General features: G+C 44.5%; 39 protein-coding genes. All 39 read right to left on the reverse strand.

Translation table 11 applies throughout. The features are described from left to right. Positions 1-119: 119 nt before the first annotated feature. The 39 genes from BQ7400_RS05675 to murB all read right to left on the reverse strand — a co-directional run bounded on the left by BQ7400_RS05675 (position 120) and on the right by murB (position 25,838). Positions 120-1,274: an ISL3 family transposase gene (locus BQ7400_RS05675; protein ID WP_180371962.1), complete on the reverse strand. Its 1,155-nt coding sequence runs from the start codon at positions 1,272-1,274 to the stop codon at positions 120-122. 169 nt (positions 1,275-1,443) lie between these two features. Beyond that, complete coding sequence (gene rplQ / locus BQ7400_RS05680) at positions 1,444-1,785, reverse strand: 50S ribosomal protein L17 (RefSeq protein WP_034437559.1); 342 nt, start codon at positions 1,783-1,785, stop codon at positions 1,444-1,446. Between the two features lie 10 nt (positions 1,786-1,795). Then, positions 1,796-2,743 (reverse strand): DNA-directed RNA polymerase subunit alpha, encoded by a 948-nt coding sequence (locus tag BQ7400_RS05685; protein WP_034437558.1) that lies wholly within the window; start codon positions 2,741-2,743, stop codon positions 1,796-1,798. Positions 2,744-2,781: 38 nt separating this feature from the next. After that, positions 2,782-3,174 carry a 30S ribosomal protein S11 gene (gene rpsK / locus BQ7400_RS05690; protein WP_009431471.1) on the reverse strand — a complete coding sequence of 131 codons (393 nt, stop codon included), beginning with the start codon at positions 3,172-3,174 and terminating at the stop codon, positions 2,782-2,784. A gap of 15 nt (positions 3,175-3,189) precedes the next feature. Continuing rightward, positions 3,190-3,552, reverse strand: coding sequence for a 30S ribosomal protein S13 (gene rpsM / locus BQ7400_RS05695; protein WP_034437557.1), 363 nt, complete (start codon positions 3,550-3,552; stop codon positions 3,190-3,192). Between the two features lie 15 nt (positions 3,553-3,567). After that, positions 3,568-3,681: a 50S ribosomal protein L36 gene (gene rpmJ / locus BQ7400_RS05700; RefSeq protein ID WP_008900988.1), complete on the reverse strand. Its 114-nt coding sequence runs from the start codon at positions 3,679-3,681 to the stop codon at positions 3,568-3,570. A gap of 14 nt (positions 3,682-3,695) precedes the next feature. Continuing rightward, positions 3,696-3,914 carry a translation initiation factor IF-1 gene (gene infA / locus BQ7400_RS05705; RefSeq protein WP_009430442.1) on the reverse strand — a complete coding sequence of 73 codons (219 nt, stop codon included), beginning with the start codon at positions 3,912-3,914 and terminating at the stop codon, positions 3,696-3,698. Between the two features lie 2 nt (positions 3,915-3,916). Further along, on the reverse strand, positions 3,917-4,186 hold the full coding sequence (locus tag BQ7400_RS05710) for a KOW domain-containing RNA-binding protein (RefSeq protein ID WP_072469755.1): 270 nt from the start codon (positions 4,184-4,186) through the stop codon (positions 3,917-3,919). A gap of 4 nt (positions 4,187-4,190) precedes the next feature. Then, positions 4,191-4,832, reverse strand: coding sequence for an adenylate kinase (locus BQ7400_RS05715; protein WP_034437555.1), 642 nt, complete (start codon positions 4,830-4,832; stop codon positions 4,191-4,193). Between the two features lie 9 nt (positions 4,833-4,841). Then, a complete protein-coding gene (gene secY / locus BQ7400_RS05720; RefSeq protein WP_034437554.1) occupies positions 4,842-6,122 on the reverse strand; it encodes a preprotein translocase subunit SecY in 1,281 nt (426 codons plus the stop codon). Then, positions 6,122-6,571, reverse strand: coding sequence for a 50S ribosomal protein L15 (rplO, locus tag BQ7400_RS05725; protein ID WP_072469756.1), 450 nt, complete (start codon positions 6,569-6,571; stop codon positions 6,122-6,124). Before rplO ends, secY begins: the two co-directional genes overlap by 1 nt. Positions 6,572-6,582: 11 nt before the next feature. Continuing rightward, the gene (gene rpmD, locus BQ7400_RS05730) at positions 6,583-6,759 is read right to left on the reverse strand and encodes a 50S ribosomal protein L30 (RefSeq protein ID WP_034437551.1); all 177 of its coding nucleotides are present in this window, start codon (positions 6,757-6,759) and stop codon (positions 6,583-6,585) included. 12 nt (positions 6,760-6,771) lie between these two features. Further along, the gene (rpsE, locus tag BQ7400_RS05735; protein ID WP_034437549.1) at positions 6,772-7,278 is read right to left on the reverse strand and encodes a 30S ribosomal protein S5; all 507 of its coding nucleotides are present in this window, start codon (positions 7,276-7,278) and stop codon (positions 6,772-6,774) included. A gap of 16 nt (positions 7,279-7,294) precedes the next feature. Then, on the reverse strand, positions 7,295-7,657 hold the full coding sequence (rplR, locus tag BQ7400_RS05740; RefSeq protein ID WP_034437548.1) for a 50S ribosomal protein L18: 363 nt from the start codon (positions 7,655-7,657) through the stop codon (positions 7,295-7,297). Between the two features lie 14 nt (positions 7,658-7,671). Then, positions 7,672-8,211, reverse strand: coding sequence for a 50S ribosomal protein L6 (rplF, locus tag BQ7400_RS05745; protein WP_072469757.1), 540 nt, complete (start codon positions 8,209-8,211; stop codon positions 7,672-7,674). Between the two features lie 16 nt (positions 8,212-8,227). Continuing rightward, positions 8,228-8,623 carry a 30S ribosomal protein S8 gene (gene rpsH / locus BQ7400_RS05750; protein ID WP_034437546.1) on the reverse strand — a complete coding sequence of 132 codons (396 nt, stop codon included), beginning with the start codon at positions 8,621-8,623 and terminating at the stop codon, positions 8,228-8,230. 18 nt (positions 8,624-8,641) lie between these two features. Next, positions 8,642-8,827, reverse strand: a complete 186-nt coding sequence (locus BQ7400_RS05755; protein ID WP_072469758.1) for a type Z 30S ribosomal protein S14 — start codon at positions 8,825-8,827, stop codon at positions 8,642-8,644. A gap of 11 nt (positions 8,828-8,838) precedes the next feature. Further along, the gene (gene rplE, locus BQ7400_RS05760; protein ID WP_034437544.1) at positions 8,839-9,384 is read right to left on the reverse strand and encodes a 50S ribosomal protein L5; all 546 of its coding nucleotides are present in this window, start codon (positions 9,382-9,384) and stop codon (positions 8,839-8,841) included. A gap of 10 nt (positions 9,385-9,394) precedes the next feature. Further along, positions 9,395-9,706, reverse strand: a complete 312-nt coding sequence (gene rplX / locus BQ7400_RS05765; RefSeq protein ID WP_034437543.1) for a 50S ribosomal protein L24 — start codon at positions 9,704-9,706, stop codon at positions 9,395-9,397. Between the two features lie 11 nt (positions 9,707-9,717). Then, positions 9,718-10,086 carry a 50S ribosomal protein L14 gene (gene rplN, locus BQ7400_RS05770; RefSeq protein ID WP_034437542.1) on the reverse strand — a complete coding sequence of 123 codons (369 nt, stop codon included), beginning with the start codon at positions 10,084-10,086 and terminating at the stop codon, positions 9,718-9,720. A 23-nt stretch (positions 10,087-10,109) separates the two neighbouring features. Beyond that, positions 10,110-10,364 (reverse strand): 30S ribosomal protein S17, encoded by a 255-nt coding sequence (rpsQ, locus tag BQ7400_RS05775; RefSeq protein WP_009430854.1) that lies wholly within the window; start codon positions 10,362-10,364, stop codon positions 10,110-10,112. Positions 10,365-10,367: 3 nt separating this feature from the next. Continuing rightward, on the reverse strand, positions 10,368-10,574 hold the full coding sequence (gene rpmC, locus BQ7400_RS05780; protein ID WP_009431684.1) for a 50S ribosomal protein L29: 207 nt from the start codon (positions 10,572-10,574) through the stop codon (positions 10,368-10,370). Beyond that, positions 10,564-11,001 carry a 50S ribosomal protein L16 gene (rplP, locus tag BQ7400_RS05785; protein WP_034437541.1) on the reverse strand — a complete coding sequence of 146 codons (438 nt, stop codon included), beginning with the start codon at positions 10,999-11,001 and terminating at the stop codon, positions 10,564-10,566. Before rplP ends, rpmC begins: the two co-directional genes overlap by 11 nt. Before the next feature lie 21 nt (positions 11,002-11,022). Further along, positions 11,023-11,787: a 30S ribosomal protein S3 gene (gene rpsC, locus BQ7400_RS05790; protein ID WP_034437540.1), complete on the reverse strand. Its 765-nt coding sequence runs from the start codon at positions 11,785-11,787 to the stop codon at positions 11,023-11,025. A 13-nt stretch (positions 11,788-11,800) separates the two neighbouring features. After that, positions 11,801-12,136, reverse strand: coding sequence for a 50S ribosomal protein L22 (gene rplV, locus BQ7400_RS05795; protein WP_009430009.1), 336 nt, complete (start codon positions 12,134-12,136; stop codon positions 11,801-11,803). Between the two features lie 10 nt (positions 12,137-12,146). Then, entirely contained in the window at positions 12,147-12,425 is a 279-nt protein-coding gene (gene rpsS / locus BQ7400_RS05800; RefSeq protein WP_034437538.1) for a 30S ribosomal protein S19, read from the reverse strand. 17 nt (positions 12,426-12,442) lie between these two features. After that, entirely contained in the window at positions 12,443-13,273 is an 831-nt protein-coding gene (gene rplB, locus BQ7400_RS05805) for a 50S ribosomal protein L2 (RefSeq protein ID WP_072469759.1), read from the reverse strand. Positions 13,274-13,290: 17 nt separating this feature from the next. Next, positions 13,291-13,581 (reverse strand): 50S ribosomal protein L23, encoded by a 291-nt coding sequence (gene rplW, locus BQ7400_RS05810; RefSeq protein WP_034437535.1) that lies wholly within the window; start codon positions 13,579-13,581, stop codon positions 13,291-13,293. A gap of 2 nt (positions 13,582-13,583) precedes the next feature. Beyond that, the gene (gene rplD / locus BQ7400_RS05815; RefSeq protein ID WP_072469760.1) at positions 13,584-14,204 is read right to left on the reverse strand and encodes a 50S ribosomal protein L4; all 621 of its coding nucleotides are present in this window, start codon (positions 14,202-14,204) and stop codon (positions 13,584-13,586) included. Positions 14,205-14,226: 22 nt separating this feature from the next. After that, entirely contained in the window at positions 14,227-14,859 is a 633-nt protein-coding gene (rplC, locus tag BQ7400_RS05820; RefSeq protein WP_034437533.1) for a 50S ribosomal protein L3, read from the reverse strand. Between the two features lie 64 nt (positions 14,860-14,923). Further along, entirely contained in the window at positions 14,924-15,235 is a 312-nt protein-coding gene (gene rpsJ / locus BQ7400_RS05825) for a 30S ribosomal protein S10 (protein ID WP_072469761.1), read from the reverse strand. A 312-nt stretch (positions 15,236-15,547) separates the two neighbouring features. After that, a complete protein-coding gene (pyk, locus tag BQ7400_RS05830) occupies positions 15,548-17,296 on the reverse strand; it encodes a pyruvate kinase (protein ID WP_072469762.1) in 1,749 nt (582 codons plus the stop codon). Between the two features lie 16 nt (positions 17,297-17,312). Continuing rightward, a complete protein-coding gene (locus BQ7400_RS05835; RefSeq protein WP_072469763.1) occupies positions 17,313-18,272 on the reverse strand; it encodes an ATP-dependent 6-phosphofructokinase in 960 nt (319 codons plus the stop codon). Positions 18,273-18,280: 8 nt separating this feature from the next. After that, a complete protein-coding gene (locus tag BQ7400_RS05840) occupies positions 18,281-21,724 on the reverse strand; it encodes a DNA polymerase III subunit alpha (RefSeq protein WP_072469764.1) in 3,444 nt (1,147 codons plus the stop codon). Between the two features lie 57 nt (positions 21,725-21,781). Next, on the reverse strand, positions 21,782-22,045 hold the full coding sequence (locus BQ7400_RS05845) for an HPr family phosphocarrier protein (RefSeq protein WP_094230614.1): 264 nt from the start codon (positions 22,043-22,045) through the stop codon (positions 21,782-21,784). After that, a complete protein-coding gene (gene whiA / locus BQ7400_RS05850) occupies positions 22,042-22,992 on the reverse strand; it encodes a DNA-binding protein WhiA (protein WP_072469765.1) in 951 nt (316 codons plus the stop codon). The genes BQ7400_RS05845 and whiA overlap by 4 nt, the downstream gene beginning before the upstream one ends. Before the next feature lie 125 nt (positions 22,993-23,117). Beyond that, positions 23,118-24,086, reverse strand: coding sequence for a gluconeogenesis factor YvcK family protein (locus BQ7400_RS05855; RefSeq protein WP_072469766.1), 969 nt, complete (start codon positions 24,084-24,086; stop codon positions 23,118-23,120). Between the two features lies 1 nt (position 24,087). After that, complete coding sequence (gene rapZ, locus BQ7400_RS05860) at positions 24,088-24,936, reverse strand: RNase adapter RapZ (RefSeq protein WP_034437526.1); 849 nt, start codon at positions 24,934-24,936, stop codon at positions 24,088-24,090. Between the two features lie 8 nt (positions 24,937-24,944). Beyond that, complete coding sequence (gene murB, locus BQ7400_RS05865; protein WP_072469767.1) at positions 24,945-25,838, reverse strand: UDP-N-acetylmuramate dehydrogenase; 894 nt, start codon at positions 25,836-25,838, stop codon at positions 24,945-24,947. Positions 25,839-25,918 lie beyond the last annotated feature (80 nt).

Raw genomic sequence — 25,918 nt, forward strand, 5'->3', positions numbered from 1 at the left:
GTTTTTTCTGCCTATTACAATACTTTATCTGGATTGAAAAAAAGAACCTGCCAGGCAGGTCCCTTATCTTTTCTGGCTCTTTGTCAAATGTTGGGGTGAGATTCATTCTCGCCCCTTTCTTATGCTCGAAAGACCATTAAAATGCGACTCTTAAAGTTCTCAAAATTCCGATACCCATAGGAAACCCGTTTAATCACTTTGATTTTGTTGTTAAAGCCTTCTGTTTGTCCATTGGTGATGCCTGTGGAAAAGGCGTTTAGGATTTCTTCTTTCCAGTTTTCATAGGCCCGAATACTGGCTTTAAATTCCTTTAATCCACTTTCTTTAGCAACCCACAGCCACTTGTCTAAGGCCTGTCTTGCTTCTTCTTTGCTGGAGGCATCTAAGACGTCATAAAAGCGTTCTTTTAAGAGATAAGCTTCTTTGATTTCCTTGTCTTGCCAAAGCATTAGCTCCAATTTTTCTTTTTCTTCGGGGCTTAGCCGACTGCCTTTTTTCCGTAGGATGGACTTGGACCGTTTAAAGTAGAGACGATACTTTGCATCCCTTGCCTTTTGTCGTGTCTTGCGGACATTCTCTAAGGCCCAAAAGACTTGTCTGGCAAAATGAAACTTATCCGCAATGAAGGTTGCCTGAGGGAAGAATTCCTTTAAGACGGCGTAGAAAAGATGACTCATATCCATAACCACATACTTCACCCTTCTTCGTTCTTCCTTGGGAAAAGAAGAAAAGTAGTCCATTAAAGCCTTCTTTCGTCGAGAGGGTAAAATATCCAGTACCTGGTGATGGATTGGATCCACTAAAATACATTGGTATTTATCCCCACCAGCATTTCCCTTAAACTCATCCATACTTAAGACCCGAGGAAGATTTGGCCGCCTCCTTGGAGCCAACTTTAGATAGCTTGTGAGACAAGAGGAAGATAAACCCAAGTCCTTGGCAATAGAAGATAAAGACCGGACCTGTTTTAATTGGTCTTGGATAAAGAAGTGGAGATCCTTAGTCCGTCTAGAATAAGGAGCTAAGAAATCCAAAGACTCATAAAAACGCTTCTGACAATGAGGACAAACAAAGCGCTTCTTCCGAAGAAAAAGAAAGACCTTCCGCAAGCCAATGGGCGTATGTTGGATCCTTTGCAGACGATAATCATGGATGCGAGAGGTCTTATGCCCACAAACAGGACAAAGTCCCTCCTTGTATAAAGAATGGAGTTTTACATCAATGTGATCATCAAAAGAGACCACCTCGTCAATAGAGACACCTTTTAAATTCAATAGATTTGTGTTAGTATAGTTTTGCACTTATCTCACCCTTTCATTTTGTTGTGGTAACTTTATTGTAAAGGAAAAAAGAGATAAGTGCATTTTTTATGGCAAAAAATAAATGTTGGAGTCTAGGGGGACCCCAACATTTATTATAGAACCTCTTTTCTATGAATGGATCTTAAACTAATTCGATAATTGCCATTTCAGCAGAGTCTCCGCGGCGTGGTCCCATTTTTAAGACCCGGGTGTATCCACCATTGCGGTCTGCGTATTTTGGTGCAATTTCTTCAAAAAGTTTTGTCACAACATCTTCATCATAAATGTATGCCAAGGCTTGGCGTCTTGCATGTAAGTCACCACGTTTGCCTAAGGTAATCATTTTATCAACAAGACGACGTGTTTCTTTGGCCCGGGTTACGGTTGTTGTAATCCGTCCTTCTGCAAGTACGTCTGTTGTTAGGTTCCGAAGCATAGCTTTACGATGGGCTGTTGGACGACCTAGTTTTCTAAGTGTTGCCATGATTTCCCCCTTACTCTTCCGATTCTTTTAAGGATAGTCCTAAATCTTCTAGTTTATTTTGGACTTCTTCTAGGGATTTTTTCCCCAGGTTTCTGACCTTCATCATATCTTCTTCTGTTTTTTGTGTAAGTTCTTCTACAGTATTGATGTTTGCTCTTTTTAAGCAATTGAAACTACGCACAGAAAGGTCCAGTTCTTCTACAGTCATTTCCAGAACTTTTTCTTTTTGGTCTTCTTCTTTTTCCACCATAATGTTGACGTCACTGACATGGTCCGTTAGGCCTATAAAGAGGTTTAGATGTTCTGTCAGAATCTTGGCGGCCAAGGATACTGCCTCATCGGCAGGCATGGATCCGTCGGTTTCTACATCTAAAATTAAACGGTCATAGTCTGTTCTTTGTCCAACTCTTGTGTTTTCTACCTTCCAGTTGACTCTGCGAATTGGGGTGTAGTTGGAGTCAATGGGGATGACCCCAATTTGTGTGACTTCATCTTTTTTCAATTCGCTGGGTTCGTATCCACGACCTCTTTCAACGGTTAGGTCGATAAAGACGTTGGCGTCTTCGTTTAAGGTTGCAATATGGTGGTCCGGATTGATAATTTCAACATCAATACCCGTTTGAATATCTCCTGCCAGCAGTTCGCCTTCCCCTGTCTTTTCAATGGTGATATGGACGGGTTCGTCGATATGAGATTTTAAGACAATTTCTTTAATGTTTAGAATTAATTCCGGTACGTCTTCTAATACTCCTGGAATTGTAGCAAATTCATGTTCAACGCCTCGGATGTTCACAAAAGAAACTGCGGCTCCTGGCAATGAGGACAAGAGGACCCTTCTTAAGGAATTTCCAATGGTGATTCCGTAGCCGCTTTCTAAGGGTTCTACGACGAACCGACCCATTTTTCCATCTTCACTTAAGCTTTGTATTTCAATGTCCGGTTTTTCAATCTCTAACACTATTGCTCGCCCTCCTTTACGGGTATTCTACAACACAATTAAACGCGACGACGTTTTGGTGGTCTACAACCATTGTGTGGAATCGGTGTGACATCTTTAATCATGGTTACTTCAAGTCCTGAGGCTTGAAGTGAACGGATTGCTGCTTCACGTCCAGATCCAGGTCCTTTTACGAAGACTTCTACGGATTTTAATCCATGTTCTTTTGCTTTTTCAGCTGCTTCTTGGGCTGCTTCTTGGGCTGCAAATGGAGTGGACTTACGTGATCCACGGAAGCCTAATTGTCCTGCAGATGCCCAGGAAATAACATTACCGCTAACATCGGTTAGGGTAACCATTGTATTGTTGAAAGTCGAAGCAATATGAGCTTGACCTTTTTCGATATTTTTACGAGCACGACGACGTGTTCTTGTGGTTTTTTGTTTAGCCAATCTTACTTCTCCTTCCTATTTTTTCTTGGATACTAATTTCTTAGGACCCTTACGAGTTCTAGCGTTGGTTTTGGTCTTTTGTCCACGTACCGGAAGTCCACGACGGTGACGAATTCCACGGTAGCAGTTGATTTCACGTAGACGTTTGATGTTCATTGCAACATCGCGACGTAAATCCCCTTCTACGGTGTAATGATCGATTTCATCACGTAAAGCTGCTTCTTCAGCTTCTGTCAAATCTTTTACACGTGTGTTGTAGTCAATTCCAGTTTTATCCAGAATTTTTTGTGCTGTGGAGCGTCCAATCCCGAAGATATAGGTTAGGCCAATTTCCACTCTTTTTTCTCTGGGTAAGTCAATACCTGCAATTCTTGCCATGAGTGTTACACCTCCTTAACCTTGTCTTTGTTTATGTTTTGGGTTCTCACAGATAACCATGATGCGACCCTTTCTCTTAATAATCTTACATTTTTCACACATCTTTTTTACAGATGGTCTTACCTTCATTGTATCCCTCCTTGTTACTTGTTACGCCAAGTAATTCTACCTCTGCTTAAATCATAAGGAGATAACTCTACGGTTACACGATCTCCTGGTAGAATACGGATATAGTTCATACGTAGTTTCCCGGAGATATGTGCCAGAATTTCATGTCCATTTTCCAACTCTACTTTAAAGTTGGTGTTGGGTAGGGCATCGGTTACGATCCCTTCCACTTCTATGACATCATCTTTTGCCAAATTTAAACCCTCCTTGGTTCATTGAATGCTTTTAATGCTTTACGAATCTTGCTATCGTTTAATCCTTCTTGGTCTAGGTCCAGGTCTTGCTTTAAAATTTGCACGTGTTGGACCTTCTTTTTCTTGGGCCTGGCCAGTTTTCTCAACTTGCCGTCCACTAGAAGGAGATAGGTCTGGTCCACAACTTCCAGAACAAGAAAGTAGCGATCTTTATCTCTTCCGGCTAAAGACCGTACTACTTGTCCTTGCTGAATCTCACTTGTGGTTCGCATTGGCTTAAGCCAATCCCTTTACAATTTGATCAAATACTTGGTCAATGTCTTGGGACCCATCGATGTTTAAAAGTAATCCTTGGGCTCTGTAGTAGTCAATAAGAGGTGATGTTTGTTCCTTATAGACCTTGATGCGGTTTGCTACGGTTTCTTCCGTATCGTCCGCTCTTTGGATCAATTGGCCTCCATCGACATCACAGGTGCCTTCTTTTTTGGGAGGGTTGTTTTTAACATGGTAGGTTGCTCCGCAGGATTTACAAATTCTACGGCCGACTGCCCGTTCAACTAAGAGCTTTTCGTCTACTTCCATGTTGACAACTCGATCTAATTTAATGCCCATTTTTTTCAGTTGTGCATCTAGGGAAACTGCTTGGGCTACTGTTCTTGGAAATCCGTCTAGCAAAAATCCATTTTCACAGTCTTTACGAGTTAAACGATCTTGAACTAGGGCCACAACTAAATGGTCCGGTACCAAGTCTCCTTGGTCCATGTATTTTTTTGCTTCCAGTCCTAAATCCGTTTCTTCTTTAATGTTTTCTCTTAAAATATCTCCTGTTGAGATATGTGGAATTTGATATTTTTTAATAATTGATTCTGCTTGGGTGCCCTTCCCAGCTCCTGGTGGGCCTACGATAATAAGTCGCATGACTTCCTCCTATTTTAAAAATCCTCGATAGTGTCTCATTAGCATTTGTTGTTCGATAACTCGACCTGTTTCAAGAATAACTCCCACTACGATGATCATGCTTGTTCCACCGAAGTTAAAGCTCATTCCACTGGATTTTGTTAAAAAGTAGGGAAGAACGGCTAGGATGGATAAGGCAATCCCGCCTGGGAAGACTAAGCGGTTTACTGTCCGACTTAAATAATCACTGGTAGACCGTCCGGGACGGATGCCTGGAATAAATCCACCATTTTGTTGTAAGTTTTTGGAATATTCCACTGTATTGAATTGGATAGTGGTATAGAAGAAAGTAAAGAAGACAATCAAGATAATGGTCAAGGCTGAATAGATGCTGATACCCAACCAATTTCCTCCTGGTGAGAACCACTTGGTTACAAAGGCTGCAAAACCGGAATTCGGTCTAAAGAGCGCAATGGTTTGTGGCATGGCCATGATGGAATTGGCAAAGATAATGGGCATAACCCCACTCATAAGAACCTTGATGGGAATATGGGTAGATTGTCCGCCATACATTTTCCGACCTACAACACGCTTTGCATATTGAACTGGAATCCGACGTTCTCCTTCGTTTAAGGTTACAACGAAAACGACGATAGCCAGGGCAATGATTATAAATAGAATCAAAAAGACAACGGATGCTCGACCTGCAACAACGGCTGCAGCAGATCTGAAAATATCTGCTGGGAATCGAGATACGATACCGGCAAAGATAATTAAGGAAATTCCGTTTCCTATGCCTCGTTCTGTAATTAATTCGCCAATCCAAATTAAGAAACAAGAACCGGCTACGATAGATAATACAACGACTAAGTTTTCTAAGAATCCATTTGCTAAGACAGCTTTAGAGAAAGCACCATAAACATAACCCAATGCTGTAACTAAGGCTAGAACTACAGATAGATATCTTGTGTATTTTGCAATTTTTTTACGGCCTGTTTCACCTTCCTTAGAAAGTGCTTCCAGGCTTGGAATTGCAATGGTCAAAAGTTGCAGAACAATTGATGCGGTAATGTAGGGATAGATGTTTGCAGCAAAAATCGTAAACCGACTCACTGCTCCCCCTGCCATTAAATCTAAAAATCCGAACAAACTACTTTGTCCATGAGATAATAATTTTGCAATATATGCTCTATCTACAAAGGGCACCGGAATATTTGCGCCAATGCGATAGACTACCAGCATTAAAAGAGTAAAGATCATCTTTTTTCGAATTTCCGGTACTTTCCACGCATCTCTGATAGTCTGCAACATTAGATCACCTCAGCCTTTCCTCCAGCCGCTTCAATCTTTTCACTTGCAGATTTTGTAAAGTGGGCTGCTTGAACAGTTACTTTTACAGTTAAGTCTCCATTTCCTAAGACTCTTAAACCGTCTTTGGCCTTGTTTTTGTTGACAAGTCCTCTTTCAGCCAGGCTGTCCAGGTTCACTGTATCTCCATCTTTGAAGCAATTTAATGCAGAAACATTAATTTGTGCAAATTGTTTGCTAAAGTTATTTGTAAAACCGCGTTTTGGCAAACGACGGAACAATGGCATTTGGCCCCCTTCAAATCCAGGGCGTACGCCACCACCGGAGCGTGCATTTTGACCCTTGTGACCACGTCCTGATGTCTTTCCTGTACCAGATCCGGGTCCTCGGCCTACACGTTTTTTTGCCTTGACACCGCCACCTTCTGCTGGGTGTAAGTCATGTAATTTCATCATGCACCTCCTTAATCTACGATTTCAACCATATAGTCAATGGCGCTGATCATTCCTCGAATTTGAGGAGTGTCTTGTTTTTCTACAACTTGGCCTACTTTTGAAAAGCCAAGGGCCTTGACTGTTTTTTTATGCTTGCTTGTGCGTCCAATAGGGCTTTTAATCAATTTAATTTTAATTGTTTCCATTGATGAACCCCCTTATCCTAAAATTTCTTCTACACTCTTGCCACGAAGTTTTGCTACATTTTCTGCAGTTTTTAACCGGGTAAGAGCATCCATTGTTGCATTAACGGTATTTCTAGGATTGTTTGAACCAATGTTTTTGGTACGAATATCTGAAATTCCAGCTAGTTCGCACACAGCCCGCACTGGTCCACCGGCAATAACCCCGGTACCAGGTGCTGCTGGTTTTAAAAATACTTTTCCAGCTCCAGACACTCCATAAATTTCGTGAGGAATTGATGAGTCTAGTAAGCTTACTGAAACAAGATTTTTACGAGCGTTTTGTGCTGCCTTGCGAATTGCTTCAGGAACTTCTAAGGCTTTTCCTGTACCAATGCCCACATGACCATTGTGGTCACCCACTGCCACTAAGGCGCTGAAACGGAAGTTCCGTCCACCTTTTACAACCTTAGCTACACGGCTAATGGACACAACGCGTTCTTCTAAATCTAATTCACCTGCGTCTATTTTAGTACGTCTCAAGAATTTCCCTCCTTTATTAGAATTTAAGTCCGGCTTCTCTTGCTGCTTCAGCAAGGGCTGCTATACGTCCGTGATAAATGTAACCTGACCGGTCGAAAACTGCTTCTTCGATTCCCTTTTCTTTAGCACGTTCTGCGATTAGGGTTCCAACTGCCTTTGCAGCCTCCATATTCTTTGTGCTATCAAGCTTTAAAGACCCATCTAAGGTCGATGCTTGGGCCAGTGTGTTGCCGGCTACATCATCAATTAATTGCGCATAGATGTGTGCATCGGAACGATAAACAGAAAGTCTTGGCTTTTCGCTTGTTCCTGAGACTTTATTTCTAACTCGGGCATGGCGTTTTTTACGGTTCGCATTCCGATCTATCTTTTTAATCATAAAATCTCTCCTTTCTATTTACCTGTTTTACCAACTTTACGACGGATGTGTTCGTCTACATACTTAACTCCCTTGCCCTTGTAGGGTTCTGGGCTACGGAAGCTACGAACATAGGCTGCATAAGCGCCGACTTTTTGCTTGTCTGCTCCGAAAATGGTAATTTTGTTTGCAGATGGAACTTCTACAGTAATTCCTTCCGGTGCATCTAATTCTAAAGGATGTGAAAATCCTAATGTTAAGGATAACTTGTTGCCGTTTTTCGCAGCACGGTATCCAGTTCCAACGATTTCAAGTTCTTTTTGATATCCATTGGCTACACCCTCAACCATGTTCGCTACTAGGGAGCGACTTAGGCCGTGGCTTGCTCTGGTCTTCTTTTTATCGTCACTTCTTTGAATGATGATTTGACCATCTTCTTGGCTAATCTCCATGTGTGGATCGATGGCTTGTGTTAAAGTACCCTTTGGACCCTTGACTTCAACCACATTGTCTGGAGAAATAGTGACGGTTACACCGCTTGGAATATCAATTGGTTTTTTTCCAATTCTAGACATATCTACACCTCCTAGACTACCATACGTAACATACTACTTCGCCACCAATGCCTTCTTTGCGACATTCCTTGTCTGTTAAAAGACCCTTTGATGTTGAAATAATTGCTGTTCCTAAACCACCCAGTACCTTGGGCACTTCATTTGCTTGAGCGTAAACACGTAAGCCCGGTTTAGAGATTCTTTTGATGCCGGAGATTACTTTTTCTCCTTCATCGCTGTATTTTAAAGTTATTCTTAAAACATTTTGCTTGTTATCTTCGATAACTTCAACGTTTTTGATATAACCTTCTCTTAATAAAATATCCGAAATTCCTTTTTTCACATTTGAGCTTGGTACATCCACTGTTGCGTGTTTTGCATGGGCTCCATTGCGAATTCTTGTAAGCATATCTGCTATAGGATCTGTCATCATAGAACTTCCTCCTTTCGGTTACCAGCTGGCCTTACGAACGCCAGGGATTTCCCCGCGGTAGGCCAACTTTCTGAAGCATATGCGACAAATGCCATACTTACGAAGTACCGCATGAGGTCTTCCACAAATGCTACAACGTGTATAGGCTCTTGTTGAAAATTTCGGTTTTCTTTTTTGCTTTGCAATCATAGATTTTTTTGCCACAAGATACCTCCTTATTCCTTCGTAAATGGCATTCCCATCTTTTCCAGGAACACCTTAGCTTCTTCATCTGTTTCAGCTGTTGTAACAATGACAACATTCATCCCTCTTAGGGCATCCACTTCATCGTATTCGATTTCAGGGAAAATTAATTGTTCCTTGATCCCTAAAGAGTAGTTGCCACGACCGTCAAAAGCAGTCTTGCTCACTCCGCGGAAGTCACGAACCCGAGGAAGGGCAATATTCATTAACTTATCCAAGAAGTCATACATCTTTTGACCACGAAGAGTGACCTTGCAACCAATCTTTTGCCCTTCTCTTAACTTAAAGTTAGCAATGGATTTTTTTGCATGGGTGACCATGGGCGCTTGACCTGTAATGGTTCTTAAGTCCTTTACAGCTGATTCTAAAGCTTTTGGATTGTCTTTTGCTTCACCGACACCAATGTTTACAATAATCTTTTCAAGCTTTGGAACTTGCATAACATTCTTGTATTCAAATGTGTCCATTAGGAAGCCTTTTACTTCTCCATCATATTTTTCTTTTAATCTGGATTCCATTTCAGCCTCCTTACTTGTCTATCTTCGTACCAGCGGGACGCATAATACGAACTTTTTTACCATCTTCAACTTGATATCCAATCCGCACGCCTTTTTTAGACTTTGCATCATAGTACATAACATTGGATACGTGGATGGGTGCTTCTGATTTTTTAATTCCGCCGGGTTCTTGGGGTCCACGTGGTTTAATATGGCGAGTCACCATGTTGACACCTTCAACAATAACCCTATCTTCTTTTGGAAGCACGCTTTTAACTTTTCCGGTTTTACCACGATCTTTTCCGGAAATTACGATGACTGTATCGTCTTTTTTAATTTTCAATGCGACACCTCCTAGAGTACTTCTGGAGCCAAGGAAATGATCTTCATAAAGTTGTCTCCACGAAGTTCACGAGTAACTGGCCCAAAGATACGAGTTCCTACCGGACTCTTATCATCTTTTATAATAACGGCTGCGTTGTCATCAAAGCGGATGTAACTTCCATCTTGGCGACGGATTCCCTTTGTTGAACGGACAATAACTGCCTTAACTACTTGTCCCTTTTTCACGACCCCGCCTGGAATTGCATGCTTTACACTACATACAACAACATCACCAATATTGGCAATACGGCGATTGGTTCCACCAAGGACCTTAATAACTAAGAGTTCTCTTGCACCGGAGTTATCAGCAACGCGCATTCTAGATTCTTGTTGTAACATAAAAACCTCCTTATCAAAAAAACTTACTTAGCACGTTCAAGAATTTCAACAAGTCTCCACCGTTTGTCCTTAGACAGGGGTCTTGTTTCCATCAAGCGAACGCGATCACCTATTTTGGCTGTATTTTCTTCATCATGAGCCTTGAATTTAGACGTCTTTTTGAAGCGTTTCCCGTAAATAGGATGTGTCTTAAAGGTTGTGGTTGATACAACAATTGTCTTGTCCATTTTATCGGAGACAACAATTCCTGAAATAACTTTTCTTGCGTTTCTTTCCATTGATTATGCCTCCTTCCCTAAATCCAGCTCACGTTCTCTAAGAATGGTTTTAACACGAGCAATATCTTTTTTTACTAGGCGAATCGAAGATGAATTATCCAATTGACCTGTTGCTAGTTGAAAGCGTAGGTTGAACAGTTCATTCTTAAGTTCCGCTACCTTGTTGGTTAGTTCTTCTGTTGACAATTGGCGAATTTCCTTAACTTTCACTTGATTCACCATCCTTTTCTTCATAACGAGCCACAAAACGTGTTTTGATTGGAAGTTTGTTAGATGCTAACCGCATAGCTTCCCGAGCAGTTTCTTCACTTACTCCACTCATTTCAAATAAAACACGACCTGGCTTTACTACACTGACCCAGTAAGCTGGAGCCCCTTTACCTGAACCCATCCGAGTTTCAGCTGGCTTTTCAGTAACCGGTTTGTCTGGGAAAATTTTAATCCAAATGTTCCCACCACGACGGATGTACCGAGTCATTGCACGACGGGCAGCTTCTATTTGGTTCGAGGTGATCCAAGAAGGTTCCAAGGCTTGGATGCCGTAATCACCGTATGTTAAGGTATTACCGCGACTGGCATTGCCCTTCATTCTGCCTCGATGAACACGACGATATTTCACTCTTTTTGGCATTAACATAAGCGTCTCTCCTTCCTTGGATTAAGCACGATCCCCATCTTGAGGTCTTCTGTTGTTTGAAGGCCTACGACGGTTTCTGCGATCCTTATTATCTCTCTTATCACGGTCAAAACCGCGTTTGTTATCACGACGATTGCTTGGTCTGTTTCCTTTAAATTCAGGAAGAACTTCTCCCTTGTACAGCCAAACTTTTACCCCGATCTTACCATAGGTAGTATCCGCTTCAGCAAATCCATAGTCAATGTCTGCACGAAGAGTTTGTAGAGGAATAGTTCCTTCACTATACCCTTCAGTACGAGCCATGTCCGCTCCACCTAAACGACCGGCAACAGAAGTTTTGATCCCCTTGGCTCCCAAACGCATGGTGCGTTGGATGGCTTGTTTCATAGCACGACGGAATGAAACCCGGCGTTCCAAGGAAAAAGCAATGTTTTCTGCAACAAGTTGAGCATCCATATCTGGAGTCTTAACTTCTTCAACATTGACAACAACACTTCTCTTGGTTCTTTTTTCTAATTCTGCTCTTAATTCTTCAACACCTGCTCCCCCGCGGCCAATGACCATACCAGGTTTTGCAGTGTAAACAGTTACTTTTACCTTATTCGCAGCACGTTCGATTTGAATATTGGAGATTCCAGCTTGGAAAAGAGATTCTTTCACGTATTTGCGAATTTTATTATCTTCTAATAAAAGTTCCCCGAAGTCTTTGCTTTTTGCATACCATTTGGAGTCCCAATCTTTGATGACGCCAACTCTAAGTCCCTTCGGATTTACTTTTTGACCCATGTCTAAACCCCCTTTATTCCCGCTCTGCTACAACTACGCCGATGTGGCTACTTCTCTTTAAGATAGGATATGCCATCCCCTTAGCCTTTGGGCGAAAACGCTTCATAGTAGGGCCATCATTGGCATAAGCTTCTTTTACATAAAGATCTGCACGATCCAAGCTTAAGTTATTTTCTGCATTTGCAACAGCAGATTTTAATACTTTATATAATTCTTTTGCCCCACGTTTTGTTGTAAATTCTAATTTTGCCAGTGCTTCATCAACTTGAAGCCCACGAATTTCATTACAGATGAATTGAACTTTTAGTGGGGAAATACGAACATACTTTGCAATAGCTTTTGCTTCCATTTTTCCCTCCTTATTTTACCGTAGTAGACTTATCAGCAGTGTGGCCACGGAAAGTTCTAGTTAGTACGAATTCACCTAATTTATGACCAACCATATCTTCTGTGATATATACAGGCACATGTTTACGACCATCGTGGACAGCAATAGTGTGAGAGACCATTTCTGGGAAGATGGTGGAACGACGTGACCATGTCTTAATAACTTTCTTTTCGTTTTTTTCGTTTAAAGCGTCAACCTTTTTTAATAGATGCTCATCTGCAAAAGGTCCTTTTTTTAATGAACGACTCATGGATATCCTCCTCTCAACTATTTCTTACGACGACGTACAATATACATGTCGGATTTTTTATTCTTCTTACGTGTCTTCAAGCCCAGAGCTTTTTTACCCCATGGTGTCATTGGAGATGGACGACCAATTGGTGTTCTACCTTCCCCACCACCATGTGGATGGTCTACCGGGTTCATGGCGGATCCACGTACATGTGGACGAATGCCCATGTGACGTTTACGACCGGCCTTACCAAGGGTAATCAATTCGTTGGATACATTTCCAACTTGTCCCACAGTTGCCCGACATTCAATGCTGACACGACGGTATTCACCGGAGGGGAGACGAAGGTTGGCATACTTGCCTTCCTTGGCTGTTAATTGGGCACTTGTTCCTGCAGAACGTGCCATTTGGCCACCCTTTCCGGGAATCAATTCAATATTGTGAACAACAGTACCTACTGGGATGTCCTTTAATTTAAGAGCATTTCCAACCTTGATATCTGCTTCTTCTCCGGATTCAATTTCATCCCCTACCTTTAAACCAACAGGTTGCAGGATGTATCTTTTTTCTCCGTCTGCATAGTTAATAAGAGCAATATAGGCAGTTCTGTTTGGATCGTATTCAATCGTAGCAACACGTCCTGGAATGCCATCCTTGTTTCTCTTAAAATCAATGATACGGTATTTTTTTCTTGCTCCACCACCACGGTGTCTGCTAGTGATTCGGCCATGTGCATTACGACCGGAATGTTTATTTAATGAAACAACAAGAGATTTTTCAGGTTTATTCGTAGTAATCTCTTCAAATGTTGAAACAGTCATTTGTCTACGAGCAGGAGTGGTGGGTTTAAACCCTCTAATCGCCATTTGAATTCCTCCTTATCTTATTGCATGCCTTCGAAAAACTCGATGGACTTGGAGTCTTCTGTCAACTTCACAATGGCTTTTTTCCAAGAAGGTCTGCGGCCTTGGTTGGCTCCTTGACGCTTCATTTTGCCACGCATGTTCATGGTATTGACACGGTCAACGGTCACATCGAAAATTTGCTCAATTGCCTTTTTGATTTCAGACTTGTTCGCTCCACGAGCAACAACAAAGGTGTATTTTCCTTGTTCCATATCGTCCATACTCTTTTCAGTAACCAAGGGACGAATAATAATATCATGCACGTTCATGATTAGTACACCTCCTGAATTTTATTTAATGCTTCTTGATCCAAGATCAAAGAATCATATTTCAACAAATCATATACATTGATGTTTTGGATATTTAAAACCTTAACTCCAGCAATGTTTTTCGCTGCACGAGCAACACTTTCGTTGCCTTCTCCCACTAAGATTAGAGATTTTTTAGCAGCCTTTAAAGCCTTAAGGGCTTGGACCATTGCCTTGGTCTTGGCTTCTTCAAGTTTTAAAGCATCCACAAGAATTAGTTCGTTTTCTTGAACCTTAGAAGTTAAAACACTTCTTAAGGCAAGTCTTCTAACCTTCTTGGGTGTTGTATAGGAATAATCTCTTGGCTTTGGTGCAAAAACAACACCGCCACCCCTCCATTGTGGAGAACGGATGGATCCTTGACGAGCACGTCCAGTTCCCTTTTGTCTCCAGGGTTTACGTCCACCGCCACGAACTTCAGCACGTGTCTTAGCTGATTGGGTCCCTTGACGACGGTTTGCCAATATATTTTTAACCACTAAATATACTGCATGTTCATTGACTTCAATGTTAAAAATGTCTTCTTTTAACTCAACTTCTTGGATGGACTTGCCTTCCATATTGAGCATTTGAATTTTAGGCATATTCGGTTCCTCCTTCCAAGCTTTATTCTGCGTTCTTAACAGTTTCTTTAACTGCTACAAGACCTTTTTTAGGGCCTGGGATTGCACCTTTAACAAGAAGGACGCCGGTTTCTACATCAACACGAATAACTTCCAAGTTTTGAACAGTTACTCTTTCGTTACCCATCTTTCCTGCCATACGATGACCCTTCCAAACCTTGCCCGGATATGAAGCGGCTCCCATACCCCCTGGCATACGGTGGAATTTAGAACCGTGAGTTTCACGGCCCCGACCAAAGTGGTGACGTTTAATAACCCCGGCTGTTCCCTTACCCTTGCTTGTTCCGGTAACATCAACCTTGTCCCCGGCTGCAAAGATGTCTACTTTAATTTCATCACCGACATTGTACTTATCTACATCGTCTGTTCTGAATTCTCTTAAGTGTTTGCGGTAGTCAACACCAGCCTTGTCAAAGTGACCCTTCATTGGTTTGTTGACCTTCTTTTCTTTTACAGCACCAGATGCAACTTGGATTGCATTGTAACCATCTGTTTCAACAGTTTTCTTTTGGACCACAATTTGTGGCTCCATTTCAATAACTGTTACAGGTACTACTGTGCCGTCTTCATCAAAAAGCTGAGTCATTCCTAGCTTTTTGCCAATCATGTACTTCATTTCCTGCACCTCCTGAGTGATAGCGGATTGCCTAGGCAATCATAACCAAAGATATTTATGAAATTTATAATTTTATTTCAATATCTACGCCTGCAGGTAGATTTAACTTCATTAAAGAATCTACCGTTTTTTGATTTGGATTCGCGATGTCGATTAGACGCTTGTGGGTCCTTTGTTCGAATTGTTCACGACTATCCTTATGTTTGTGGACTGAACGTAAAATGGTGATAATCTCTTTGTCTGTTGGAAGAGGGATGGGGCCGGATACTTGTGCTCCTGTGGCCTTAGCTGCCTCCACAATACGTTTAGCTGAATTGTCTAAAACCTCATGATCGTAGGCTTTAAGACGGATACGAATTTTTTGTTTTTTTGACATAATTCTCCTCCTAAAGTTTTTTGCTTTGCGAGAAGGGGTCCCGTACACCCAGCCGGGTGTATCATCTCTTGCGAAATAAAAAAGGGATCCTTCGCAGAAGATCATGTCTTCTACTTCTCCACAATAATTCCCCTAAGTGGCTTCAGCCCTTAAGCAACCTATTGTTTCTTCGCAATGTCAATTAATCATACCCTAGTAGTATAGTTGAATACGCGCCTTATTTCAAGGGTATTTGCAAAAAAAAGATAATTTTTTTATTTTTTTGAACAATGTATTTTCTCCCGGGGCAAAATTTTCTTGCCCCGGGTTTTTTTATAGGTCCACCTTGCCAGCAAAAACTTGTCCTGTTGTGGCATTGACTGTAACGGTTTGACCATTTTCTAATTTGTTATCCAAATCTTTCAGGGCCACGATGGTGGGGATCCCCAGGTCGAGACCTAGGACTGCCGAAGGACTGGTAAGGCCCTCTTCTTGGGCCAAAAGGCCTCCTGCCCTTTGAATATAGGGAAGCAAGTCGGCATGGCAAGCTTCTGTGGCGATAATGTCTCCATCTCGGAAGTTGCCTTCAAAATATCCCCTGTCTCTCGTGAAAATTACTTTTCCAACAGCCCTACCCCGACCAATTCCCTGTCCCTTAACCAGGGTGTGGGCCACAGATAGGACTTGGATCATGTTGGTGGTACCACTGACCCCTACCGGCAGGCCGGCTGTCAAAACCACCAGGTCTCCTTCTTTAATGAAGGATTCTTCCAGGGCCCGTTTTACAGCTGTCGATAAGACTTCGTCTGTGGAGGACCCATAGGGGGCTTCCAAGGCAAAGACGCCAAAGTCCAGGGCACATTGTCTTTGGACTTGGGGGCTGGTGGTAACGGCAATAATGGGTACCCGGGGGTGGAATTTAGAAATGGCCCGGCTGGTGTAGCCACTGGATGTGGCTGTAATGATAGCCTTAGCTCCCAGGTCTCGGGCTATGATGCAGGTGGATTGACTAATGGCATGGGTGGTATTGGTCCGGCCCTTGGGGCTGGCCTTGAGACCCTTGTCATAGTCCATGTATTCTTCTGTCCGGATGGCAATCCGATTCATGGTGGTTACAGCCAGGATGGGGTACTTGCCTGAAGCAGTTTCTCCTGAAAGCATAATGGCTGAAGTTCCATCCAGGATGGCATTGGCCACGTCTGTCACCTCAGCCCGGGTGGGTCTGGGGTTGCGGATCATGGAGTCCAGCATCTGGGTTGCCGTAATAACAGGCTTACTGGCATCAATGCACTTTTGAATCAAGGTTTTTTGCACCAAGGGAACTTCTTCTGGGTCAATTTCTACCCCCAGGTCTCCCCGGGCAATCATAATTCCGTCCGAGGCCTGGATAATGGCATCCATATTTTCCACGCCCTCCTTGGATTCAATTTTTGAAATCAAGGGGATGTGACCCCCTCCATGGTCCTCCAGGACCTGGCGAATGGCATGGACATCCTCAGCCTTCCGGACAAAGGAGGGGGCTATGAAGTCCACCCCCTCTTGGATGCCAAATTGGATGTCTTCCTTGTCCTTGTCGGTTAAGGATTCCAAATTTAATTTGACCCCAGGAAGGTTGACCCCCTTGTGGTCTGACAAAATTCCTTCATTTAATACAATAGTTTTAATGAGTTCCTTGCTTTTTTCAATAACCCTTAGGTCCACCAGACCATCGTCAATGAGGATGTGGTCTCCCACCTGGATGTCCTGGGCCAAGTTTTTGTAGCTAATGCTGACACCCTTTTGGTCTCCTAGGCGGTCATCCATATAGAGGTTAAAGCGGTCCCCCACTTCCAGCTGGCAAGATCCTCCTTGGAAGTTACCAAGACGGATTTCCGGTCCCTTGGTATCCAGGAGGATGGCAATAGGCTTATTTAATTCTTCTCTCAGGGACTTGACCTTCCGAATCATCTCCCGGTGTTGGTCATAGTCTCCATGGGAAAAGTTCAGCCGGCAGACATTGACCCCGTTTAAAAAGAGCTCTTTTAACACTTCTGGACTGGATGATGCCGGTCCAAGAGTTGCAACAATTTTTGTTTTCTTCATTATATAGACCACCTTCCTAGATGGAGACCATTTCCAATTCTTGGTAGAGGGTTTTGGCAAAAGTCTTTTTGACCTCCAGGGCCTCTTCCAGGTTAAAGACCTGGGCCCGGTTGTTTTTAAAGCCCATGGCCAAGGCCCCCCTACCCTTTTCCAGGGCCAAAACTCCCTGGGCTCCAAGATTAGTTGCCATAATCCGGTCAGAAATATTGGGACTGCCTCCCCTTTGGACATAGCCCAAGATGGTCACCTTGGTTTCCACGTCCGTTTGGTTTTGAATTTCATTGGCCAGTTTATAGGGGTCCTTAAGGCCTTCGGTTAAGAGGATGATGTGGTGCCTCTTCCCTCGATTCTTCCCCCTTAGAATCTTTTGGACAATCCTATCCAAAGAAAATTCTTCTTCAGGAACAAGAATACTTTCCGCCCCGCCGCTGATGCCGGCATAGAGGGCCAGGTCTCCGCAGGTCCGGCCCATGACTTCAATAATATGGCCTCGTTCATGGGAGGAAGAAGTATCCCGGATTCGGCCAATGGCCTCCGTAATGGTTTCTACTGCTGTAAAAAATCCGATGGTATAGTCTGTATAGCCCAGGTCGTTGTCAATGGTACAAGGGATGCCTAGGACATCCACCCCTTCTCCCGCCAGGGCCAAGGCCCCCTTGAAACTTCCGTCTCCCCCCAGGACGATGACCTTGTCAATGCCATGGTGGTCCAAGACCTTGAGAGCTTTTTTTCGTCCCTCTTCCTTTTCAAAGGCCGGGCAACGACTGGTGCCTAAGATGGTGCCTCCCCGATGGATAATATCGGCCACAGAGGATAGGCCCAGGACCCTAATTTCGTCATCCACCAGACCCTGGTAGCCTGAATAGATGCCCAAGGCCTCATGGCCACAATAGATGGCCGTCCTTACAATGGACCGTATGGCCGCATTCATTCCTGGGGAATCTCCGCCGCTTGTTAAAATACCAATCCGACTCATCTTTCCTCCTATTTCACAACAATATTTTCTTCGGTCTTATAATATTTACCCAATTCCCGGCTAAAGTCTTCCAACTTTTCCAAGTCTATATTGGATCCTTGGTCCAGGCCCAGGGCCTTACCTTCTTTTTGCCCATAGAGGATTACATTGGACTGGCCAGGGTATTTTTTACAAAGGCTTTGAACTCTCCGGATGGTTCCCTCTTCTAGGTCAGGAAGGCGCAAGTAGACCTTTTTTTCAGAAACTTGCATCAGGGGGCTCAGGTCTTGAACTAAAACTTTCAAATCATTTTTTTCATCCACTTGGAGCCGGCCCCGAACCAGGACAACGGCATCGTCTTGGATGAGTTTTTGGTAGCCTTCATAGGTGGAAGGAAAAAAGACACATTCCAGGCTTCCTGCCAGGTCTTCCAATTGACCAAAGGCCATAAGCTGGTTTTTCTTGGTTATCAGGGTCTTTACCTGGCTTAACAGACCACCCAGCCGGACTTGGAGTCCGTCTAGCTTGTCTTCTCCCTGGGACATTTCCAAGAGTTCAGCAATACTATGACTGGTTCCGGTCTTTAAGGATTTCTTGTAGGCATCTAGGGGGTGACCAGAAACATAAATTCCCAGGACCTCTCTTTCCATATTCAAGAGGTCTTTTTTGGGAAATTCCTTAATCTTAGGCAGGTCCTCCTGGGCCTCATCGTCCATGTCAAAAAGAGAGGTTTGCCCCTTAATGTTGCGTTTACTTTGGTCGTGGACTGCCGTCAACATGGATTCATAGCAGGCCATATACTGGGCTCGGTTGCCTCCTAGACTGGCCAGGGCCCCTCCCCGAATGAGGTTCTCCAGGGCCTTACGGTTGATGCCCCCACTTGCTTCCTCTTCGGTCCTTTCCAAAAGGTCGGTTAGGCTGGTATAGGGTCCCCTTTCTCGACCATGGACAATAGATTCAATCACATTGGTCCCTACATTTTTAATCCCCCTTAGGCCATAGCGGATTTTCCCCTGGCTTACGGTGAATTTTTCGAAGCTTTCATTGACATCAGGGGGCAAAATTTCAATGCCCAGCCGGTTGCACTCTTCAATATAGAGGGCCATCTGGGTGGGGTTGTTCATAAAGGAGGAGATCTGCGCCGCCATAAATTCCACAGGATAGTAGTATTTTAAGTAGGCTGTCCGGTAGGCCACAACAGCATAGGCTACAGAGTGGGACTTGTTAAAGGCATAGTTGGCAAAGTCAATCATCAGGTCGTAGATCTTGTTGGCGCTTTTTTCATCCACCCCCCGGCGGATGGCTCCGTCCACCAGGACTTGGCCTTCTTGACTTTGACCGTAGATAAAGTTTTGCCGTTCCTCTTCCATGACCTTCATCTTTTTCTTACTCATGGCCCTTCGAACCAGGTCTGCCCGTCCCAGGGAGTAGCCCCCGATTTTTTGGACAATTTCCATAACCTGTTCCTGGTAGACAATGCAACCATAGGTCACATTTAGGATGGGCTCCAACTTGTCGTGGAGGTAGGAAATTTGGTCGGGATCGTGTTTGGACCGGCAGAATTTTGGAATTTGGTCCATGGGTCCCGGCCGGTAGAGGGAGTTGGCCGCCACCAGGTCTTCAAATTGGTTGGGCCTTAGTTCCTTTAAAAAGCTCCGCATGCCGGGCTTTTCAAATTGGAAGACCCCCAGGGTGTTGCCCTTAGCAAACATGTCCAGGACCTTGGGGTCATTGTAGTCCAACTTGGAAAGGTCAATGTCCACCCCATGGTTCTTTTTAATAAGGTTTAGGGCGTCCCGGATTACCGTCAGGGTCCTGAGACCCAAAAAGTCCATCTTTAAAAGGCCCAACTCTTCCAGTTCAATCATATTAAACTGGGTGGCGATAATATCCCCATTTCGAGTCAGGGGCACCACGTCATTTAAGGGCTCCTTGGAAATCACCACTCCAGCTGCATGGGTGGAGGTGTGGCGGGGCAGGCCTTCTACTAATTTGGAAAGTTCAATGAGTTCCTTGACCTGGCTGTCTTGGTCCATTTCCCTTTTTAAGTCTTCCGACAAGTCCAGGGCCCTTGCAATGGTCATGTTTAATTGGTTGGGCACCAGTTTGGCAATATAGTCCACCCGGCCATAGGGCAGGTCCATAACCCGGCCCACATCCCGGATGGCTCCCCGGGCCCCCATGGTTCCAAAGGTGACAATTTGGGCCACATGGTCCTTGCCATACTTTTCCGTTACATAGTCAATGACTTCTTCCCGGCGTTCATAGCAAAAGTCGATGTCGATATCCGGCATGGACACCCGTTCAGGATTTAAGAACCGTTCAAAAAGCAGGTCAAACTTCAAGGGGTCCACGTCGATAATTTTCAAGGCATAGGAAACAATGGACCCGGCAGCCGATCCCCGACCCGGCCCCACCATAATCTTGTTTTCCTTGGCAAAGCGGATAAAGTCCCAGACAATTAAAAAATAATCGGTATAGCCCATGGAGTTGATGGTGTCCAACTCGTATTCCACCCGGTCCAAGATTTCTTGGCTTAAGACCTGGTATCTTTCCTCCAAACCTTGGAAGGTCAGCTCCCTTAAATAGTCTACATTGGTCTTGCCCTCTGGCAGGGTAAAACTGGGCAGGTGGAGCTGGTGGAAGGTCAGGGTTACATTGCAGCGCTGGGCAATTTTTACTGTATTTTCCAGGGCTTGGCCATCATCAGGAAAAAGAGCCGCCATTTCTTCCGGGCTCTTTAAGTAAAATTCGTCACTGGGAAACTTCATCCGGTCTTCATCGGCCAGGACAGTTCCCGTTTGGATACACAAGAGGGCATCGTGAGCCTTGGCGTCTTCCTTGTAGAGGTAGTGGGAGTCGTTACTGGCAATTAGGTCCAGACCCGTGTCCTGGGAGAGCTTTCTCAGGTATTGGTTGACCTTTTTTTGCTGGGGCATGCCATGGTCTTGGAGCTCCAGAAAAAAGGAATTTGGCCCAAAAATCTCCCTGTATTCTTCCGCCACCTCCTTGGCCTTTTGGTATTGGTCTTGAAGGAGATATTGTTGGACCTCCCCACCCAGGCAGGCAGAAGTGGCAATAAGGCCCTCTGCATGCTGGGCCAAGACCTCCTTGTCAATGCGGGGCTTGTAGTAAAAGCCATCTACGAAGCCGTAAGACACCAGCTTCATCAGGTTTTGATAACCCACTTGGTTTTCCGCCAATAGGATGAGGTGGTAGCGCTTTTGCCTGGGGTCCCGGTCCTTTAAGGACCCATTGACCAGGTAGACCTCACAGCCCAGGATGGGTTTGATTCCCTCTTCCATACAGGCCTTGTAAAAGGCCACAGTCCCGTACATATTTCCATGGTCTGTCAAGGCCAGGGCATCCATGCCCAGTTCCTTGGCCCTTTTGGCCAACTGGCTAATCCGGGCAGACCCGTCTAAAAGACTGTATTCACTATGGACATGTAGGTGGACAAAAGACGTCTTCATAATTAAACCTTTCTAAAATAAAAGAGTTTTAACAGTCCCCCATTAAAACTCTTTGCCTTACATTTCAAAATTTTCTTCAATTAGTTTTGCCAGACTGTCGACTGCTTCGACCTCATCCGGTCCATCTGCTTGGATGGTTATCTTTTCACCGCTATAGGCTCCCAGGGACATAATTCCTATGATACTCTTCCCATTGACAGTATCTCCGTGAGCCTTTAAGTTGATGTCGGAAGAAAATCCATTGGCACAGCGGACAAAAATGGCTGCCGCTCTTGCATGTAGTCCTTCTTTATTTTGTAATGTCATTTCTTTTTCTTTCACTTATTCTCACCTCTTAATTTATTCGCAATTGATTGAATCTTCTTTAAACGATGACTCACACCGCTTTTCCCAACAGGGGGGTGCATTTTTTCTCCCAGCTCCTTTAGACTGGAGCTTGGATTTGACAGGCGGATTTCGGCTATTTCCTCCAGAGAGTCCGGCAACTTATCCAGGCCTATCCTTTCTTCTATGAACTTGATGTCCTGAATCTGCCCCAAGGCCGCATTAATGGTCTTGGACAGGTTGGCTGTTTCACAATTGACCAGCCGGTTGACTTGGTTTCGCATATCTTTCATGACACGCACATCTTCAAAAGCTAGAACCCCTTGGTTGGATCCCATTAAGCTAAGTAAGTCTGATATCATTTCGGCTTCTTTTAGATAGACAATATACTCTTCTTTTCTTTTAGCTATATTGGCTTTTAAATGGACAGTTGACAGTAGAGACCGAATTGATTGAGCAAAAAGGCTCTGGCTTGTGATAAATTCCATATGATAGGTCTTAGATGGATTGGACAAGGTTCCGGATCCTAAAAAAGCTCCCCTTAAGAAGGCCCTCTTTAAAGAGTCCCTTCTGACCAAGTAGGGGTCAATCTTGTAGTTTGGCATAAATACGTTTTCATTTTTTAGGAATTTTATGTCATCTAGAAAGACCCTGGACAGGTCATAGTCCTTCAGCAGGATGTGATAGACATTCCTCTTCTTTAATTGCTGACTTTTTCGAACTTCAACTGTGATATGGTCATGATATAGAGCTTTTAAAAATGAAAAAATCCGTCTTGAGGTTGCGGCGTTTTCCGTTGTAAAGGACAGGCAGTACTTTTGGTTGCCTAAAAAGTGAATCCGGCCACACATGGGCATAAAGCCGGCCAACTCACTGACCATCTCCTGCATGTCTCCCACCTGGACCCGGGCAATTTCATCTTTAATGTCTGTTGCAAAGCTCATCTTATCAACACCTTTTGGATTTAAGAATTGCTATTGGTATTATACTATAAGGTCTCTATTCTTTCAATGAAAATTTCCTAAATTCCCCTTAAAAGGGGAATTTCTTTCAAAAAAAATCATAAAAGTTAAGAAAGCAGAAATTTTTTCAAGGCCCGGTCCACGGTGGACGTCTTGTGACGGGCAAAACCCTGACTTTGGTCTAAAAAGTCTCCCGTTACCAAGACAAGCCCTTCTTTTTCCAGAACCTTTCTTTCTTCTTTTCCCAGGAAGATTTGCTCTGCCCTGTTCTTGCCCTGGTAGCTGGCCCTAAGAGCCTCTGACAGGGGGGTCTTGTTGACCAGGCAGGCATCCAAAAGTCCCGGATAACTATGGGCTTCCAGGGCCCGGATGTGGTCGGTTAGGCTATAGCCGTCGGTTTCTCCCGGCTGGGTCATGATATTCATTAAGAGGATTTTCTTGGCCTTGGATTTTTTTAAGGCCTTGACCATGCCATCCACCAAAAGGTTGGGAATTACCGAGGTGTAAAGAGACCCCGGCCCCAAGACAATGGCGTCGGCATCCAGGAGGATTTTTTCGCAGTGGTAAAACATCTTGGCCCCGCCGGGAAAGAGTTCCATCCGGTCAATGTGGGTTTTTTGTTTCAGGGCCACCTTGGGAATAGCCGACTCTCCAATACACCTTTCCCCATTAGCAAAACGAGCTACCAGGTGGTTTTTGTCCAGGGTTACAGGTAGGACCTGGCCCGAAACCTTCAGAACCTGGCTCAGCTCTTCCACCGCCTGTTCGAAACTCCCGTACATATCGGACAAGGTGGCAATTAAAAGGTTACCGAAATTTTGTCCCTTCAGGGGGCCTTGCTTGTAGCGGTAGTTAATGAGCCTACTCATGGTGGGTTCTGTATTGGCCAAGGCAATCAAGCAATTGCGCAGGTCCCCCGGTGGCAAAAGCCCCCATTGGGACCGGATCATCCCGGACCCTCCTCCGTCATCGGTCATGGTAACAATGGCCGAAAGGTCATAGCCCTGGTGCTTGAGGCCTCGAAGGATCTGGCTAATGCCGGACCCGCCCCCTATGAAGCAAACTTTTTTCTTCATGTCAGTCACCTGATTCCATATCCCGGTGACGGGTTTGGATGACCACATCCAACTTTTCCAGCCTCTTGGCCAGGGCCTCGGTCATGGCCACAGACCGGTGGAAGCCCCCAGTACAACCCAGACCAATTACCAGCTGCCTCTTGCCCTCTTCCACATAGTGGGGAATCAAAAAGGCAAAGAGGTCATAGAGCCTGTCTAAAAATTCCTGGCTTTGGGCCTTGGACAGGACAAAGTCTTGGGTTTTTTTGTTGAGGCCATTGAGTTTTTTCAATTCCGGAATATAGTAGGGGTTGGGTAAAAAGCGCACATCAAAAATAATGTCTCCATCTTGCAAGATTCCATACTTAAAACCGAAACTGTTAATGGTTACCCGGAGTTTGGCCTGGTCCTTGCTGGCCAGTTCCCGGGTCAGGCGTTGTTTGAATTGGTTGGTGGACAAGGCAGAAGTGTCTATGACAATATCGGCCTGGTTTTTTATATCCTCCAACTCTTTTCTTTCCTTCCGATAGCCCTCCACAATGGAGTCTCCCAGGGGGTGGGGTCGTCTTCTTTCCTTATACCGGGCCACAATGACGTCTTCGCTGGCCGATAAGAAGAGGATGGAGACCTTGATTTTCTTTTCCTGGGCCCTTTCAATGGCCTGGGGAAGGTTAGAAAAAAAGTCTCCTCCCCGGGTATCCATCACTACAGCCACTTTGTGGATCTTGGGGGACTCAATGGCCAGGTCGATAAACTTTTCCAAAAGAGAGGGTGGCAGGTTGTCCATGGAAAAATAGCCCAGGTCTTCCACTACGTCCAAGGCCACACTTTTCCCTGCCCCACTGTAACCGGTAATGACTAAAATTTCCATACATCCTCCTATCTTCCCAGGACCTTGACTTCCGTTTCTAGGTCGACGCCAAATTGGTCCTTTACCAACTTTTGTACTGTTTCGATTAATTCCACCACGGCCTGGGTTGTGGCCCCGTCCTTGTTGATGACAAAACCGCAGTGTTTTTGACTCACCTGGGCTCCCCGGTGGTAGAGGCCCCGACAGCCTGCCTGGTCAATAAGTTGACCAGCATAGTGGCCCGGGGGTCTTTTAAAGGTGGACCCGGCTGAGGGGTATTCCAGGGGTTGCTTGCTTAGCCGCCTTTGCCATAGGTCTTCCATCTTTTCTTGAATCTTTACAGGGTCTCCCTCTTCCAGGGTAAAACTGGCCCAAAGGACAATGTCTTTTTCCTCTTGGACCCGGCTGTGGCGGTAGGCAAAGTCCATCTCCTCATTAGAAAGCACCTTGACCTGGCCTTGCCTGGTCATGAGGCAGACTTCCTTTACCACTTGAACGCACTCCCCGTCATAGGCTCCAGCATTCATGGTAATGGCTCCCCCAACAGACCCGGGAATGCCGTGGGCAAATTCCAAACCCTCCAGGGAAAGGTCCAGGGCAAATTCTGCCAGGGCCTTTAGGCTGGCTCCGGAATAGGCCCGGATGGTCTTTTGGTCAATCTTTTCTATTTTTTCAAAGGCCTGGCCCATGTGGATGACCACTCCATCCAGGCCCTGGTCGCTAATAATTAAATTGGTCCCCTTGCCCAGAACCATCCAGGGCAGGGACTCTTCTTTACAAAGACGGATGATTTCTTGTATTTCATCCGGGCTTTGGGGCTCAATAAAAACATCCACCGGTCCCCCCAGGCGGAAGCTGGTGTGGTCTTTCATGGGTTCCCGGTAGTGCACTTGACTAAATTTTGAAAATAGGTCCTTCTCCATAACTCACCTCTATTTTTATTATACTCTATCCCCGGCAAGAATCCTAGATTTAAACTTCCAGTCTGTTGAAAATCCAATCC

The organism is Urinicoccus massiliensis (assembly GCF_900120405.1).
In the GTDB taxonomy this organism is placed as follows: domain Bacteria; phylum Bacillota; class Clostridia; order Tissierellales; family Peptoniphilaceae; genus Urinicoccus; species Urinicoccus massiliensis.

Coding starts and splice junctions, on each gene's coding strand:
- rplQ (WP_034437559.1), bottom strand. CDS start 1,785: ATGGCAACACTTAGAAAACTAGGTCGTCCAACAGCCCATCGTAAAGCT.
- rpsM (WP_034437557.1), bottom strand. CDS start 3,552: ATGGCAAGAATTGCAGGTATTGACTTACCCAGAGAAAAAAGAGTGGAA.
- rpmJ (WP_008900988.1), bottom strand. CDS start 3,681: ATGAAGGTAAGACCATCTGTAAAAAAGATGTGTGAAAAATGTAAGATT.
- BQ7400_RS05710 (WP_072469755.1), bottom strand. CDS start 4,186: ATGCGAACCACAAGTGAGATTCAGCAAGGACAAGTAGTACGGTCTTTA.
- BQ7400_RS05715 (WP_034437555.1), bottom strand. CDS start 4,832: ATGCGACTTATTATCGTAGGCCCACCAGGAGCTGGGAAGGGCACCCAA.
- secY (WP_034437554.1), bottom strand. CDS start 6,122: ATGTTGCAGACTATCAGAGATGCGTGGAAAGTACCGGAAATTCGAAAA.
- rplO (WP_072469756.1), bottom strand. CDS start 6,571: ATGAAATTACATGACTTACACCCAGCAGAAGGTGGCGGTGTCAAGGCA.
- rpmD (WP_034437551.1), bottom strand. CDS start 6,759: ATGGAAACAATTAAAATTAAATTGATTAAAAGCCCTATTGGACGCACA.
- rplR (WP_034437548.1), bottom strand. CDS start 7,657: ATGATTAAAAAGATAGATCGGAATGCGAACCGTAAAAAACGCCATGCC.
- rplF (WP_072469757.1), bottom strand. CDS start 8,211: ATGTCTAGAATTGGAAAAAAACCAATTGATATTCCAAGCGGTGTAACC.
- rpsH (WP_034437546.1), bottom strand. CDS start 8,623: ATGATGACAGATCCTATAGCAGATATGCTTACAAGAATTCGCAATGGA.
- rplE (WP_034437544.1), bottom strand. CDS start 9,384: ATGGAATCCAGATTAAAAGAAAAATATGATGGAGAAGTAAAAGGCTTC.
- rplN (WP_034437542.1), bottom strand. CDS start 10,086: ATGTTACAACAAGAATCTAGAATGCGCGTTGCTGATAACTCCGGTGCA.
- rpsQ (WP_009430854.1), bottom strand. CDS start 10,364: ATGGAAAGAAACGCAAGAAAAGTTATTTCAGGAATTGTTGTCTCCGAT.
- rplP (WP_034437541.1), bottom strand. CDS start 11,001: ATGTTAATGCCAAAAAGAGTGAAATATCGTCGTGTTCATCGAGGCAGA.
- rpsC (WP_034437540.1), bottom strand. CDS start 11,787: ATGGGTCAAAAAGTAAATCCGAAGGGACTTAGAGTTGGCGTCATCAAA.
- rplV (WP_009430009.1), bottom strand. CDS start 12,136: ATGGAAGCAAAAGCTATTGCAAAGTATGTTCGTATTTCCCCACTAAAA.
- rpsS (WP_034437538.1), bottom strand. CDS start 12,425: ATGAGTCGTTCATTAAAAAAAGGACCTTTTGCAGATGAGCATCTATTA.
- rplB (WP_072469759.1), bottom strand. CDS start 13,273: ATGGCGATTAGAGGGTTTAAACCCACCACTCCTGCTCGTAGACAAATG.
- rplW (WP_034437535.1), bottom strand. CDS start 13,581: ATGAACGTGCATGATATTATTATTCGTCCCTTGGTTACTGAAAAGAGT.
- rplD (WP_072469760.1), bottom strand. CDS start 14,204: ATGCCTAAAATTCAAATGCTCAATATGGAAGGCAAGTCCATCCAAGAA.
- rplC (WP_034437533.1), bottom strand. CDS start 14,859: ATGAAGTACATGATTGGCAAAAAGCTAGGAATGACTCAGCTTTTTGAT.
- rpsJ (WP_072469761.1), bottom strand. CDS start 15,235: ATGTCAAAAAAACAAAAAATTCGTATCCGTCTTAAAGCCTACGATCAT.
- pyk (WP_072469762.1), bottom strand. CDS start 17,296: ATGAAGAAAACAAAAATTGTTGCAACTCTTGGACCGGCATCATCCAGT.
- BQ7400_RS05835 (WP_072469763.1), bottom strand. CDS start 18,272: ATGAGTCGGATTGGTATTTTAACAAGCGGCGGAGATTCCCCAGGAATG.
- BQ7400_RS05840 (WP_072469764.1), bottom strand. CDS start 21,724: ATGAAGACGTCTTTTGTCCACCTACATGTCCATAGTGAATACAGTCTT.
- whiA (WP_072469765.1), bottom strand. CDS start 22,992: ATGAGCTTTGCAACAGACATTAAAGATGAAATTGCCCGGGTCCAGGTG.
- BQ7400_RS05855 (WP_072469766.1), bottom strand. CDS start 24,086: ATGAAGAAAAAAGTTTGCTTCATAGGGGGCGGGTCCGGCATTAGCCAG.
- rapZ (WP_034437526.1), bottom strand. CDS start 24,936: ATGGAAATTTTAGTCATTACCGGTTACAGTGGGGCAGGGAAAAGTGTG.
- murB (WP_072469767.1), bottom strand. CDS start 25,838: ATGGAGAAGGACCTATTTTCAAAATTTAGTCAAGTGCACTACCGGGAA.